The following is a 14,632-nucleotide window of genomic DNA, read 5'->3' on the forward strand; positions in this document are numbered from 1 at the left end:
TGTTATCGCTTGTCACGACCAACCCTGACAAGCTTCGATTTCAAAAAGTTCGGTTGGGGTGCGTGTGGCCGTGACGTTGATCATTGTTCATTATCATTTTCGCCCGGGAGGAATCCGGCGCGTCGTGGAGTTGGCGACGCCGCATCTGCGACGGGCGATGCCGCGACTCGATACCGTGCTGCTGGTTTCCGGCGAAGCTCAAGATGTCGTCTGGAATCGGAATTTTGCCAAACTGATCGCGCCCGCCAGACTGCGCTTTCACACTGCGGCCGAATTGGGTTACTTCTCGGAATTATCCGCCTCGAGCCGGGTAATCCGCCGCCGGATTCGACAGCAACTGGCGCAGGTATTCGCCGGGCACACATCTGACAATTGCGTGGTGTGGGCGCACAATCTCGGCATCGGCCGCAACGCCATTCTCGCGGAGGAACTGGCGCGCGATTGCGCGACGCGGCGACTGCGCCTGATCTCGCATCATCACGACTGGTGGTTTGACAACCGCTGGTTGCGCGCGCCGGAATTGCGTCGCTCGGGCTATCCCAACCTGGCGGCAATTGCGCGCACCATTTTTCCGAGTGGAGCGAAAATACGTCACGCCGCCATCAATCAGGAAGACGCGAAAATTTTATCCACCTCCCTCAAGACCAGCAGCGCGTGGTTGCCGAATCTTGCCGAACCTCTGCCACCGCCGCCCGCGGCGCGCGTCACCGAGGCGCGGCGCTGGTTGCACCGCCGGTTGGATCACGATGGCGCACCGGTCTGGCTGCTGCCCTGCCGTTTGTTGCGACGCAAGAACGTGGCGGAAGCACTGTTGCTGACGCGGTGGTTGCGACCCGAGGCGTGGCTGGTCACCACCGGCGATGTCAGTTCGGCGGACGAGCTACCGTATTTTCGAAAGTTATCCGACGCGGCGCGGCGACATCACTGGCGACTGCGCCTGGGCGTTTTGCAAGGAAGCGAAGCACGCAAACCGACGGTACCGGAATTACTGGCGGCGTCCGAAGCCGTTTTGCTGACTTCGATCCAGGAAGGATTCGGTTTGCCATACTTGGAAGCGGCCGCAGCCGGACGCCCGTTGATCGCACGCGAGCTGCCCAACATCGCGCCCGATCTGGCGCGGTTCGGATTTCACTTTCCGCAGGCCTACCCGGAAATCCAAATTCCACTCGAGCTGTTTGATTATCGTGCTGAACGCGCGCGCCAGAAAAAACTCTTTGCCCGCTGGTGTCGCGCTTTGCCAACGGCATTTCGGGCGCTGGCCGGCACCCCGGCCTTACTGCAAACCACGCGCGCGGATCAAACCGTGCCGTTCAGTCGGCTTACACTTACCGCCCAATTGGAAGTGCTGACGATTCCGGTCGCACGTTCATGGGAGCTGGGACAGAAGGCCAATCCTTTTCTGCGCGAGTGGCGGGAACGGGCACGGCGGAAGCGACTGCAGGTGACCACCTGGCCCGCGCCAGCGGATCACTGGCTCAGCGGCCGCAGTTACGCGCGCCGGTTCATTCGGCTGCTGAAAACTCCGCCGCCGCCCGGGTCACGGTCACATCCAACGGCATTACAGGCGGCTTTTGTCGCGAAAAAGCTTTACGCAGCAAACCTTTATCCGCTTTTATGGACGAAAGAACCATGAAAGTTCGCGCGGTTATTTTCGACATTTACGCCACCCTGCTGCAGGTTGGGCTGCCGCCCAAACACGCCGACGAGGAGTGGCAGCAGTTGTTCAAAGATTTGCTGCACCGCGAGCCGCCGCTGGGCCGGTTGGAATTTTCCATCGCGTGCAATCGCGCGATCATGCTGCGCCACAATTCCGCCAAGGCGCGCGGAATCGCCTGTCCGGAAGTGGTCTGGGCGGCGGTGATCCGCGAGTTGCTGCCGGACTTTGCGAAACTCAAAGCCAGCCAGAAGGAGGAATTTATTTATCGCCAAATTCAGATCGGTCGCAGCATCAGCTTGATGCCGGGCGCGGGGGAAACCTTGCGTTGGCTGGACGGCAAGAAATGCGCGCTCGGCATTGCCTCGAACGCGCAAGCTTACACGATCCGCGAAGTGGACGCGGAATTGCAGAAGGAAGGTTGCCATTGGAAGATGTTCGACGCCGACCTTTGTTATCTGAGCTATCGCTTCGGCTTTAGCAAACCCGATCCCTACGGTTTTCAAATTCTGCGCACGCGCTTGGAAGCGCGCGGCATTGATCCCAATGAAACCTTGATGGTCGGAGACCGGTTGGACAACGACATCGCCCCCGCACGACTTCACGGTTTCCAAACCTGGCATTTGAAATCTCCCAGCCCGGAAGCCCAGTCCGGACCGTGGAAGAAACTGCACGCCCACCTCATGCGCGCGCTGTAACGGCGCCGGTCCCCTTACTCTTCCTGCGCCGGACGGAGCGCTGGATCATCCAGATCGAGCCGATACAACACCTGATTGTAATCGTAACGCGGGGTGGGATGCGGATGATTGGCGAAGGTTTGCGTGTACGTGCCCTCGAAGAACAGGAACGCCGCGTTGGCGGACGTAAATTCCGGATGCAGCCGCGGATTGTAGAAGGTGTAATTGGCGTGCGAGAGAATCTTCACCGCGCGGCCCCACGGTCCGGTTGGGGTCGGCGCTTCGGCGTACCACAGTTCGCCAAAGGCGGACGGTTGTCCAAATTTTTCCATGAAGACCGCCACCCAGCGTTGCCGGAATTCATTCCAGGCCAGATGGCCGCTGTGCGGAGTGACTTTTTCATCCGACCCCGAGCGCAACGTGGCGGGCGGCGTCAGTGTTTCCCAATGCTCGGTATCGCGCCAGGCTTCATACGTGGCGGGAAAACGCAGCCGCGGAAACGGATCACCCAACAGCACCCATTCCTGCCCCTGCGCATCTTTCCAAAACGCGGGCTGCCCCTCCGGCAGGGGCGGATGTGTCTCCGACGCTTCGGTCTTTTTCCAGAGCACGCGCCGCGGTTCAAACGTCGCCGTCGCCTCATTCCATTCGCACAAACCAAATTCATACGCCGCCAACGGCGGTTTGATTTTGGCGTAGGTCGCAACGAGATGCGGCTGCCCCGATTGATCGTGCAACGTCAGGTAAGCCGAAAGCCAGGTTGGTCCGCTCCCGGCCATTTGGGCGACGCCGCGCGGCTGCCCGTGGTCATCAGTGAAGTAATCCAGCTTCAATCGCAACGGCGGCTGGAACTGGGTCAGCGGTTGGATCGCACTTGTCGCGCTGGTGCTGTGAAAAACACCCAACGGATAACGCGGCAAGGTTGTGTCGCCCCAAAGCCAGAACAGTTTGCCGCGATAAACAGCGGTTTGCACGCTGTCGCAACCGAACACTCCCGTTTCGGCCCAGTCCAGCTCGCGCCCCAGCTTCTGGCTTTCCGCAAACAGTCCCGCCCCGGTGATCCGACCCATCCGTTTGGCGATCATGGTGCGCCGCACTTCAATGCGCAGTTGTTTGCCTGGCTCCGGTCGCAAGCGCACCCCGCGATAACCAAAGCCGTCCCTGGCCACTTCGTAACCGTCGCCGAAAACTTCAAACCAAACCTCGCGGTCCATCAGCTCGGGCGCATCGCAGGCAATCATGCCCGCGTTATCCGAAAAGAATTCCAGTTGATGCGTCGTGCGCAGCCCCACCAGCGGCACTGGCCAGCCCGTGCCCGCTTCCACAATCGCAATGCCACACGGCGCGGGTTTGCCGCGCTCCGCGCCCCGGAGCGGTGCCACCGGCAGCAAAGCCAGCAGAATTCCGAGGCCGTGATTAAACCAATGTCGTCGCACGTTGATCGCAGTGTGTCGCAGTCGTCAGATCACGCAAGCTTGTTGTCATAATGCGCCGGCCCCAATGGTGCCGCCCCTGCGCAACCGCGCCACCGCGCAAAGTTTCGCTTGTGTCAAAAATGGTCGTCGCTATTGTCGCTCCATGCGCCGATTGCGTTTTTACATCTGGTTGTGGGCCGTATTGCTGGCCAGCGTCGGCAGCGCCACCGCCGCGACCGGTAAAGTGGTCAAGGTCTTGCCGCACCTCCTCGACTTGCAAGGTCGGCACATGTTGTCGCCCAGTCTGTACGATCGGGACGCTTATCAGGCCGAACTCCGCAAGCATCCGGAAAAATGTTCCGGCATCCGGTTCGACATCCAATGGCGCGGGCGGAGTCAGCGGGGCGAGAGCGCCGTGCTGCGCTTGCAGGTGCGCGGTACCGCCAAGAACCAGGCGCCGCCGGAACTGCAAATGGAAACCACGGTGAAACTCACCGGCATCAGCCACTGGGCGGCATTGAAATTGGTGGGTGAACCCTATCAGGAACTGGGCGAAGTCACCGCCTGGCGCGTGACGCTTTGGGCCGGCGACGAATTACTGGGCGAACAGAAATCATTTCTGTGGTGAGGCGATCCGCACGCCTCCCAATGCAGAACTGTAATCGCGCGTTGGTGGCGGCGAATGTTGAACCTTCAACCCCTAAATCGCATGCACCTTTTCCTGCGCTTGCAGGGCGGACTCGTAACATTCCAACGCCTCCTCATAGCGCTCGAGCCGATTGAATAATCCCCCCTTTTGCAGATAGGCGATGGTCAAATCCGTGTTGGCGGCGATGGCTTGATCGTAGCAGGCCAGCGCTTCCTCCGGTTGCTGCAACGCTTCGAAAGCCAGCCCTTTCTTCACCAACGCCTCGCCGTGGTTGGGTTCGTTTTGCAAAATGGCTTCAAAGCAGACCAGCGCTTCCTTGGGCTGGTCCTGCGCCAGAAATTTCTGACCTCGCGCCAATAGACTCGCCGTCGAATCCACTGGTTCGGCGGCGTCGCTTTCGCCATTACGTTCAGCATCCCCCGCCTTTTCGGGCCGGGTTTCCGCCGGCTCGACCAACAACGGCGCGGTGGCGTGTTCCAGTTGTAAAATGCGTTGCTCCAGACGCGATAACACGCCAAACAACCGCTCCGAGGCCGGCGCGGGCAATCCAGTCTTTACCGTGGCGGCCTCGCCGGGCGGCAACGACAGCGTTGGACGACTGCTCTGAATCTGCGCGGAAACTTCCGCCAGCCGATTGACCGAGCGCCATTGCAAATAGCCGGTGGCCAACAAAATGAAAAACCCGACGCCCGCAATCGAACCGCCCACAATCAGGATGAGGCGGTTATTGGTCGCCACGGTTTCCTGCATGGCGGCCCATTCCGCGGATTTCTGCCGATCCAGCGCCGCTTCCAGGTCGCGCAATTTGGCCTCCAGCGCGGCGGTGGTTTTGGTGGCAAGCGCTTCCGCTTCCTGCCGATTGCGTTCCAGCGCGAGTTGCGTGGCGTGCAGTTGTTCCTGCATCTGCAAGTACGAACGCAACGCTTCCGAAGTGAGGTCCACATTGGTTGCCACTGGCCCGGGCGCGATCTCCTCGGGGTCACCGTAAGCGGAAAATAAAAACAGCGCCGCCACTCCCATGAAAACGACTTGCGTCAGGCGCCGGACAAATTTTGGAACGGTGTTCATAAGCCGCCTGAGACTGCGACGCGCGTGAATCGTTGTCAATCCTGCGCCGGTGAATTATTGCCCGTTTCAACTTTCGCCGCGAATGTCCCAGGCGTTCCGGAGGCCGTCGCCCAGAAAATTCAAGGCCAGCAGCGTGGTCACGAGCAATCCGCCCGGATAAACCAGCAGCCACCAATAAATACGGACGGGGTTGATTTGCTCCGCGCCTTCGGCGATCAACGAACCCCAACTGGCCATCGGCGGTTGCACGCCAATCCCCAGAAAGCTCAGAAAAGATTCCGCCAGCACAATACCGGGAATCGTGAGGGTAAGATAGACAATCACCACGCCCAACACGTTGGGCACAATGTGACGCCGCAAAATCCAGAACGGAGAAGCGCCCAGCACGCGGCTGGCATCCACGAAAGCTTGCGTGCGCAGCGATAACACCTGCCCACGCACAATCCGCGCCATGGTCAACCACGAGACCGCGCCCAACGCGAGGAACAGTACGCTCAGCCGGGCCAGTGCCGGCACGCCCGAAAGGGGCAACGCGTCCAGCCATTGACGGAACACAGGCTCAACCACCGCCATCAGGACAATCGCCAGAATGATGGACGGCACGCAATACAGCACGTCCACGGTGCGCATCATCAAACTGTCAATTCGCCCGCCCAGATAACCGGCAACGGCCCCCCAGATCACGCCAATCACCAAGCAAATGCCCGCGCCCACCACCCCGACCAGCAACGAGATTTGCGCACCGTAACACAGCCGCACCAGCAGGTCGCGTCCATGCACATCCGTGCCCATCCAGTGGGTGGCGTTGGGCGGCATGAATTGCGCGTCGGAAAGTTCATTCGGACCGAAACGCGAACCGAGCGGATAAAGAAAAACAAAACCAATTACGAACAGAAGAAACCACGCGCTGACCACCGCGACGCGATGTTGCCGAAAACGCCGCCACGCGCGCCACCCCGGACTCAACTGCTTTATTGGTTTCATCTCACTCATACTTCACGCGCGGGTCGAGCAGAGTGTAGGCGAAATCCACCGCGAGGTTCAGCAGCACCAGCAACACGGCATACAACATCACCAGGCCAATCACCAAACTGTAGTCGCGGTTCAAGAAACCGTTGATGAAGGCCGCACCGAGACCGGGGATTTGAAAAATGGTTTCCACGACAAACGAACCGGTCAACAAATCCGCCAGCATCGGACCGGCATACGATACGACGGGCAGCAGCGCCAGACGCAGGCCGTGACGCAGGAACACGGCGGTTTCACTCAATCCCTTGGCGCGGGCGGTCTTGATGAATTCCGCGCGCATGATGTTCAACATTCCTTCACGCATGAGGTGCGCGACGCGACCGGAATAAAACAATCCCAGCGCCACGACCGGCAACACCGCGTGTCGCGCCGAACCCCACAATGCCACCGGAAACCAGTGCCATTGCACGGCCAGAAACATCACGAGCAGCGGGGCCAGCACGAATACCGGCACGCACACCATCAGAATCGCGTACAAACTGCCGACGTAATCACCCCAACGACCTTGCCGCATGGCGGTGTAGCAGCCCAATGGCAAACCAATGCCCAGCGCCAGACAAAACGCCAGCAATCCCAGCGACATCGAAACGGGTAATCCTTGCCGGATCAAATCGTTCACCGTGTGGTTGCGATACTTGAGCGACGGCCCGAAATCACCGTGCAACAGATCGCCCAGAAACCGGCCGTATTGTTTCCAAAACGGTTCATCCAGATGGTACTTGGCCGCGATCTGACGCTCGATTTCCGGCGAGGCCGGATGCCGTTCACGATCGAACGGCGAACCCGGCGTCAAACGCAGCAACGCGAAGCAAACGAAGCTCACCACCAGTAACAAGGGGATCAGCCAGAGCAGTCGTTTCAGAAAATACATGACTACTCGCGAGGGGTTGGGTTGCCGGTCCCAGCCGAGGCGCTCTGAGCGACTGTCGTGGACTGGCGTTGCGGCGGGCGTTTGTAAATGAACTGGATGGGATGCTCATCCAGAATGTTCGGCCAGATGCCGCCGATTTTCTGGTCGTCGTAATAGTTGTAACCGAGATAAAAATAGAGCGGCACAATCGGCGCCTCTTCGGCAATCAAGATCGTCTCCGCCTGACGAAAGCGATCCGCCCGTTTGGTCTGGTCGGTCTCCGCGTTGGCGGCGGCCACCAGCGCGTCGTATCGCGCGTTCTTCCAACCAGTCCGGTTGTTGCCGCTCGCGCTCAGAAACAAATCGAGAAACGTGTTGGCGTCGTTGTAATCACCAATCCAGCTCGAGGTGGAAATCTGGTAGTCCAATTTCGATTGCGACGCGTAAAAAACCTTGCGCTCAATCTGACGCAACTCAATATCCACGCCGAGGACTTCGCGCCACATCTGCTGCAATTCCACCGCGATTTTGCCGTGCAAATTCGCGCCGCCGGAAGCCGAAAAGAAGGTGTAGGACAAACGCGGAAAGCCTTTGCCCTCCGGAAAACCCGCCGCCGCCAATGCCGCGCGCGCCGCCGCCGGATCGTAGTCCAAACCGGGCGGCGAGGAATAATGTGCCACGCCATCGGGAACAAAATGGGCCGCCGGCCGGCCAATGCCGCGCGTCAGTTTGCTGATGAGCCGCGCTTTATCAGTGGCCAGGGCGAACGCGCGACGAACTCGTGAATCGTTCAGCGGCGGTTCGTTGACATTGAAGCGGTAAAAATAAGTGCCGAGATAGGTGAAGCTGTGAAAGTCGGGGCGCTCGACCAACACATCCATCAATTCAGCGGGCACGAGGTCTTTGTCCCAAACAATGTCGGCGGCGCCGGTGGCGTACAAATTCAGCGCCGTGTTCGGTGAACTGATGGGTAACACGTCCACAACTTCCGAGGCGGTGTTCGCCACGTCCCAGTAGCGCGGATTGCGACGCAGCCGGACTTTGTCGTTCACGCGCCAGGCATCAAGCGTGAACGCGCCGCTGGTGGGCAACGGTTTCGCATGCAACCAGCGATCGCCGTAGGTCTCAATCGTCTGCCGGGGAATTACGGCCAGCGTTGGAAAAGCGCAAAGCTCCGGAAAGAAAGCGAGCGGAACATTCAATTCGACCTGAAACGTGTGGGCGTCCAGCGCGCGAAAACCCACTTCGGCGCGATTGGTGACGCGACCGTTGTACCAGTTCTCCGCGTTTTTAATCCCGAACAACTGTCCGGCGTAATCGCTGGCTGTCATCGGATCCAACGCGCGGAACCAGGACCATTCCACGTCCGCACTGGTGATGGGTTCACCGGTGGACCAGACGGCATTGGAGCGCAGGTAAAACGTGTAAAGCTTGCCGTCGGTCGAGACTTCCCAGCGTTCGGCCAGCCCAGGTACGGGGGCGGCATTGGTGGGATCAAGACGAATCAATCCATCAAAGAGCGCCTTGGTGATGCGCATCTCCGAGACGCCGGTGACAATTTGTGGATCCAGCGATTCGGGTTCGTTGCCGTTGACGATCACCACATCCGCGGGGGATTCCGCTTGAAAACATCCGCTGAGTGTCAGAAGGAGTCCCAGCCACGCGACGCTCAGCATGGCCACCTTACGCGCGCGGCGGCGGCGGGCGGCCCACGCCGGCTTAAAACGAAACCGCAGCCACCGTCGAATAGCGGTGTCGCGGTTCGCGCTGCTCATCGCTCCGATTATTTCGGCGCGACGTTGGTGTCCACGGTTGGCACCGGAACATTCGTAGCCGTCAACAGACTCGCGTCCACGGTTGGAGCCGTCGCGGCGGCGGAAGTGGTGGCTGCAGCCGCTTGCTGATTCTCCTGTTCAATGGCGCTGCGAAAACTGTCCGCGTCAGTATTGTAATGTCCGCGTTGCAGCAGGGAAATGGCGAGCAGCAAAACAAAGAAGGCCACCGCCGAGTACTTGGTGATTTTCGTCAGCGGATTGCCCGCGCCCGCACCGAACAGTGCGTCCGCCGCGCCGCCGCCGAACGCGAGACCAGCGCCCGCCTCTTTCTTGGGCAGTTGCACCAACACCAGCAACACCAGCAACAGGCAATCGAGCACCAGGATTCCTGTCAAAAAACCAATGAATAAACCCATATCGTAATTAGTTTAAATGGAATTTTTAACGATGTCAGCAAAACTTCTCGCCTCCAACGCCGCGCCGCCCACCAGTGCGCCATCCACGTCGGGCTGACTCATTAACTCTCTGGCATTGTTGGGCTTAACGCTGCCACCGTACTGAATCCGCACCTTGCGGGCAGTGGCTTCATCAAAGCGTTTCACCAATAAACCGCGTATGAACGCGTGCGCTTCCTGCGCCTGCTGGGTGGTGGCGGTTTTGCCCGTGCCAATCGCCCAGACCGGTTCGTAAGCGAGCACAGTCTCCAGCATTTGTTCCTGGGTCAACCCCGCCAGACTGCCGGTGACCTGCGCGGCCAAAACCTGTTCGGTCCGATTGCCTTCGCGTTCGGCCAAGGTTTCTCCCACGCAAATGATCGGCTTCAAATTAGCCGTATGCACCGCTGCGGCTTTGCGCGCCACCAACGCGTCCGACTCGTGATGATATTGGCGCCGTTCGCTGTGTCCGAGAATGACGTAACGCGTGGAAAATTCCTTGAGCATGACGGCGGCAATTTCACCGGTGTGCGCGCCCACGTTATGTTCGCTCATGTCCTGCGCGCCGAGCTTGAGGTTGGAATCCAGCACCGCCTTGGAAACCGACTCCAGCGCGGTGAATGGCGGGCACACGACGATGTCCACTTCCTTCACTCCGCCCAACTCGCGTTTCAAGTCGTCCACGAGCGCCAGCGCCTCGGCGACGGTTTTGTTCATCTTCCAGTTGCCTGCAATAATCAGTTTGCGTTCTTTATTCATATTTTGATGTGCCACCGAAGCACCGAGACCCAGGGAAAAATTCGACGCTGCGTCTCTGAACTTCTGTGGCTAAAATCATTATTTATCGGAGAGCGCCGCCACGCCGGGCAGAACCGCGCCCTCCAAAAATTCCAGACTCGCGCCGCCGCCCGTGCTCATGAACGTCACCTGGTCGCCCAGACCGGCGCGGTTGATCGCCTTCACGCTGTCGCCGCCGCCGATGATGGTCTTGGCTCCGTTCTTCTGCGTGGCTTCCACCACGGCCTGCGCGATGGCATTGGTGCCGACGGCAAAACGCGGATCTTCAAAAATCCCCATCGGCCCGTTCCACAGCACGGTTTTGGCGTTCCGCAACGCGTCCGCATATTGCGCCACCGTGGCCGGACCAATATCCACGCCTTCCGCATCGTCCGGAATGTTGTCCTCCGACCAATTGCGCGGATTGGTTAAATCGAACACCGGTCGCCCCTTCTTATTGAGCTTCTCGGTTTTGACGGGCGTCACAATGGTGTTATCCAGCGGCAACAGGAATTGCACGCCGCGTTGCTGCGCTTTATCCAGGGCCGCCTGCGCCACGTCCACCTTGTCTTTTTCCACCAGCGACAAACCCACCTTGAAGCCGCGCGCGAGTTTGAAGGTGTAGGCCATGGCGCCACCGATCAAAATGCAGTTCGCCTTTTCCAGCAACCGATCAATGACCTTGATTTTATCCGAAACCTTGGCGCCACCGAGAATCACCACAAACGGGCGGGCGGGATTTTCCAATTCCTCACCGAGGAACTTGAGTTCGCGCTCCATCAACAAACCGGCTGCCGCTTTGCCGCCGCGTTTGGTAACGATGCGCGCCACGCCTTCCGTGGAAGCGTGCGCTCGGTGCGCCGCGCCGAAAGCGTCATTCACATACACGTCCGCGAGCTTGGCGAATTGCTCCGCCAATGCCGGATCGTTGGCCTCTTCCCCGGCATAAAAACGGACGTTCTCCAAAAGCAACACGCCGCCGGGCGGCAATTCGTTCACCAGTTTTTCCACCTTCTCCCCGACGCAATCATCCACGAAGTTCACCGCCGCGCCGAGCAGTTCAGCCAGCCGCGCCGCCACGGGACGCAGCGACAAACCCGGTTCGCGTTTGCCCTTGGGCCGACCCAAATGCGCGGCCAGAATGACGCGCGCGCCTTTTTCGATCAGCAACCGCAACGTCGGCAGGGTCGCTTTGATGCGGGTGTCATCCGTGATCACCATCTGACCGTTGTGCTCCTCCAACGGCACGTTGTAATCCACCCGCGTGAAAACGCGCCGGGCTTGCACTTCGAGATCGCGAACTGTGAGTTTGGCCATAAAGATAAAAGACGCTTCGGGCAGGAAAACCGTTCCCCAGACCGGACGGAGAGCATAGCGAACCCCTCTGCCGAGTCAATGTTTTCAGCAGCCAGATTTACCCGCAACCACAAACGCCAGATTGCTCAAAACCATCAAGGTAACGCGGCCCAACCGGGTGAGGTATGAATGGATTGAGCGCGACGGGCGCAAGGAAATTGGCGACGGAACCGGCGGCGCCACCGCCGCCTCAACCGACGCGAAAGGAGATGCGTTGAATCAAACTACTGCCGAAGCTGTGTTGCAAGCGCTCCAGAATCTCCTTCCGACGGTAGCGAACGATTTCACTCAGCCAGACGTTGCTGTCCACGGCCACAAACAACGTGCCTTTGCGCAGGCCGCTGGGTTGCGCGTGGGCGGTGATTTGCGGGTCCAGCAAATGATTCCAAACTTTCACGATCTCAACCTCACCGCGCTTTTGCTCGATGTTCGCATTCGAGAGCGCTTGCGCGACCAGATGATCGAGCGGGCGCACGCCGCTTTTGTAGGCGATTTCCAACGGGGTCAAATCCACGCCGCGCCATTGCGCGAGCACCCGCTGCTTGGCGCTGGTGACTGTGCCGTGCGGGCGGGAACGTGATTTTGGTGGGAGAGACATGATTCTAATGACTAACGAGGCAGTTTAATGTCCGCCGGGATAGCGACGGTGAAGCGCAAATTCGGCATGGAATCGCAACGAGAACCCAAAGCATCAATCCATATCAGAGTTGTTTAACGTTGCATCATCAAGCCGCCCCTGCCTCCGCTGGCTTCTCCACCGGCGCGGTTTCGCTGGGTTTAACTTCCGGATACTCGTCCAGCACCAGCACCCCGCGGGGCGGCAGATCGTAAGTACCCGTGAAGGTCGTGCCGGTCAGGAAATCATGCATCGGTTTGTAAAATTGCACCCGCACGGACGACGTTTGGTGGTTCAGCAGGAAGTAAACTTTTACCCCGTCTCCCTGGCGCATGCTGACTTCCACGTTCTCCGGCACTTTCAACAGCGGATGCAAATTGCACAACTGTCGCAACCACGCCACGAGGTCGTGATAGAAAAAGTGTTGGCTCATGGTGCCGATATAGATCGCCTTGCCCAATCCGTAGGTATTCAGCGTCATGGCGGGTTTGCCGGCGTAAAAATCCTTCGAGTACGTCGCCAGCACCTGGCAATCCTTCGGCTCAATCACGTCGCACCACAACCGCGCCGAGTGCAGGTGCGAGGTGGGAAATGAACCTTTGAACGTCAGATGATTTTCCTCGCCGGGCGGTAACGCGTCAAACTCCACCACCTCCAATCCGAACAGGTCGGTCAGACCCAGCGGGTAGCCGGTGTCCGGCGCGATGTGGTGTTCATCCACCAACCCCGTGTTGAACGTGCCCACCAAGGTGCCGCCGTTTTGCACGTAGAGAATCAACCGATCGGCCTCGCCCGCCGGCAGCAGGTGCAGCGACGGCGCGAACACGAGCCGGTAGCGGGACAAATCCTCGGTGGGCCGCGCGAAATCCACCGGAATGTTTTTGTCATGCAGCGCGTTGTAAATCAGTTGAATGTGCTCGCGCAGGCTGAAGTGTCGGTTGGGTTGATTCGGAGTCTCCAACGCCCACTCGTTGTCGTGCGTGTAGAGAATGCAAACCTCCGGCCGCACCCGCGTACCTTTCAATAACGGCGCCAGCATCTTCAATTCTTCGCCGATCTGCGAAACCTCGGAATAGATGCGCGCGGCTTTGCGCAGATGATGCGGCATGAGCGCGCCGTGGAATTGCTCCGAACCAATCCGCGGTTGTCGCCAGCGGAAAAACAACACCGCGCTCGCGCCGCGCGAAATCAATTGGTACGTGAAGAGTCGCAGGTGACCGGGACGCACCAGCGAATTCACCTCCTGCCACGAGACGTTGCCCGCCTTCTGTTCCATCACCCAGAATCCCGGGTCGCCATCCGGGGCGCGCGTGCCGTCCTTTTTCAGCGACCGCAACATGTCAATCTCGCAGGCCAGCTCGGCGGACTTGGTCTTGATGGCTGACGTGCTTTCAATGGAAACAAAGTCAATGTCCTCGGCGAGATCAAAGTGATCAAAGCGATGCCGCAGCGCGCGCAGATTCGTGGTCACTGGCGCTTGCGGCGTGATTTCGCGCAATACTTCCGCTTGCATCCGCACAAAAGCCACGATCGTGTCACTGCAAAATCGCGCCCAATCCACGGCCAAAGCCGGATTATGCTGGGCCGGCGCGCGCATCGGCATGGGAATTTCACTCCAATCCGCAACGGTCTGACCCCAATGCCGCAACCCCATTTTCTCGTTCAGGTTTGCGATGGTTTCGTACTTGAGCTGAAGCCAGTTCTGCCATTCAAGCCGCGAACCTTCGTTGAACGAGGCTTCCGTGAAATGACCACCGATGCCGTTATCTATTTGCCAGGCAATCAACCCGGGGTGCGACCCCAACGCTCGCGCCATTTCCTCGACAATCCGCCGGGCGCGATCCCAAAAGGCGTCAGTATTCAGACACACGGCGTGCCGCGTGCCTTCGTGCTTGATGAGACCACACTCGTCCACCGGCAAAATTTCGGGATATTTTTTGGACAACCACAGCGGCGGAGCGGCGGTTGGCGTGGCCAGCACCACTTTCATTCCCGCCCGATGCAGCACGTCCATCACGCGACGTAACCAGGCGAAATCGAATTTGTCCTCCTGCGCCTCGCACAAGCTCCAGCAAAACTCACCAATGCGAACGACGTTGCAGCCGGCGGCGGCCATCAACTCGGCGTCGGTTTGCCATTGCGCTTCGGGTTTCTCAGCGGTGCCGCCGTAAGGATAGATCCACTGCTCAGGATGATAATCAACTCCGAAATACATAGGTCGTACTGGTTGTTGTTACACCGGGACTGCTACCGTTTCAGTCTAGCCCTTGGATCGCCACCACAGCAACGGAAAATTACCACGGAAATTACCACCGCAGAAACCGGCACCGAT

At 59.2% G+C, this 14,632-nt stretch carries 13 protein-coding genes; 3 read left to right on the forward strand and 10 right to left on the reverse strand.

Annotated elements, in window-relative coordinates; genetic code table 11:
- Positions 1-58: 58 nt before the first annotated feature.
- Both M9920_01335 and M9920_01340 read left to right on the forward strand, forming a co-directional pair.
- Positions 59-1,633 carry a glycosyltransferase gene (locus M9920_01335; protein ID MCO5050933.1) on the forward strand — a complete coding sequence of 525 codons (1,575 nt, stop codon included), beginning with the start codon at positions 59-61 and terminating at the stop codon, positions 1,631-1,633.
- On the forward strand, positions 1,630-2,352 hold the full coding sequence (locus M9920_01340) for an HAD family hydrolase (protein ID MCO5050934.1): 723 nt from the start codon (positions 1,630-1,632) through the stop codon (positions 2,350-2,352). Before M9920_01335 ends, M9920_01340 begins: the two co-directional genes overlap by 4 nt.
- A 14-nt stretch (positions 2,353-2,366) precedes the next feature.
- Here M9920_01340 and M9920_01345 read toward each other — a convergent pair whose 3' ends face one another.
- Positions 2,367-3,767, reverse strand: a complete 1,401-nt coding sequence (locus M9920_01345; GenBank protein MCO5050935.1) for a hypothetical protein — start codon at positions 3,765-3,767, stop codon at positions 2,367-2,369.
- Between the two features lie 142 nt (positions 3,768-3,909).
- Between M9920_01345 and M9920_01350 the strand changes: the two genes are divergently transcribed.
- The gene (locus tag M9920_01350; GenBank protein ID MCO5050936.1) at positions 3,910-4,374 is read left to right on the forward strand and encodes a hypothetical protein; all 465 of its coding nucleotides are present in this window, start codon (positions 3,910-3,912) and stop codon (positions 4,372-4,374) included.
- Between the two features lie 72 nt (positions 4,375-4,446).
- Here M9920_01350 and M9920_01355 read toward each other — a convergent pair whose 3' ends face one another.
- The 9 genes from M9920_01355 to M9920_01395 form a co-directional block, all read right to left on the reverse strand.
- The gene (locus tag M9920_01355) at positions 4,447-5,463 is read right to left on the reverse strand and encodes a tetratricopeptide repeat protein (protein MCO5050937.1); all 1,017 of its coding nucleotides are present in this window, start codon (positions 5,461-5,463) and stop codon (positions 4,447-4,449) included.
- Between the two features lie 66 nt (positions 5,464-5,529).
- Complete coding sequence (locus M9920_01360) at positions 5,530-6,447, reverse strand: ABC transporter permease (GenBank protein ID MCO5050938.1); 918 nt, start codon at positions 6,445-6,447, stop codon at positions 5,530-5,532.
- Position 6,448: 1 nt separating this feature from the next.
- On the reverse strand, positions 6,449-7,363 hold the full coding sequence (locus M9920_01365; GenBank protein MCO5050939.1) for an ABC transporter permease: 915 nt from the start codon (positions 7,361-7,363) through the stop codon (positions 6,449-6,451).
- 2 nt (positions 7,364-7,365) lie between these two features.
- Positions 7,366-9,117: a peptide ABC transporter substrate-binding protein gene (locus tag M9920_01370; protein MCO5050940.1), complete on the reverse strand. Its 1,752-nt coding sequence runs from the start codon at positions 9,115-9,117 to the stop codon at positions 7,366-7,368.
- A gap of 8 nt (positions 9,118-9,125) precedes the next feature.
- A complete protein-coding gene (secG, locus tag M9920_01375; GenBank protein ID MCO5050941.1) occupies positions 9,126-9,533 on the reverse strand; it encodes a preprotein translocase subunit SecG in 408 nt (135 codons plus the stop codon).
- Positions 9,534-9,545: 12 nt separating this feature from the next.
- Complete coding sequence (gene tpiA / locus M9920_01380) at positions 9,546-10,310, reverse strand: triose-phosphate isomerase (protein ID MCO5050942.1); 765 nt, start codon at positions 10,308-10,310, stop codon at positions 9,546-9,548.
- 78 nt (positions 10,311-10,388) lie between these two features.
- Positions 10,389-11,645, reverse strand: coding sequence for a phosphoglycerate kinase (locus M9920_01385; protein ID MCO5050943.1), 1,257 nt, complete (start codon positions 11,643-11,645; stop codon positions 10,389-10,391).
- Between the two features lie 229 nt (positions 11,646-11,874).
- Positions 11,875-12,282, reverse strand: coding sequence for a DUF721 domain-containing protein (locus M9920_01390; protein ID MCO5050944.1), 408 nt, complete (start codon positions 12,280-12,282; stop codon positions 11,875-11,877).
- 127 nt (positions 12,283-12,409) lie between these two features.
- Positions 12,410-14,515, reverse strand: a complete 2,106-nt coding sequence (locus tag M9920_01395) for a beta-galactosidase (protein MCO5050945.1) — start codon at positions 14,513-14,515, stop codon at positions 12,410-12,412.
- Positions 14,516-14,632 lie beyond the last annotated feature (117 nt).

The sequence above is a fragment of the Verrucomicrobiia bacterium genome, from assembly GCA_023953615.1.
Taxonomy (GTDB): domain Bacteria; phylum Verrucomicrobiota; class Verrucomicrobiia; order Limisphaerales; family JADLHS01; genus JADLHS01.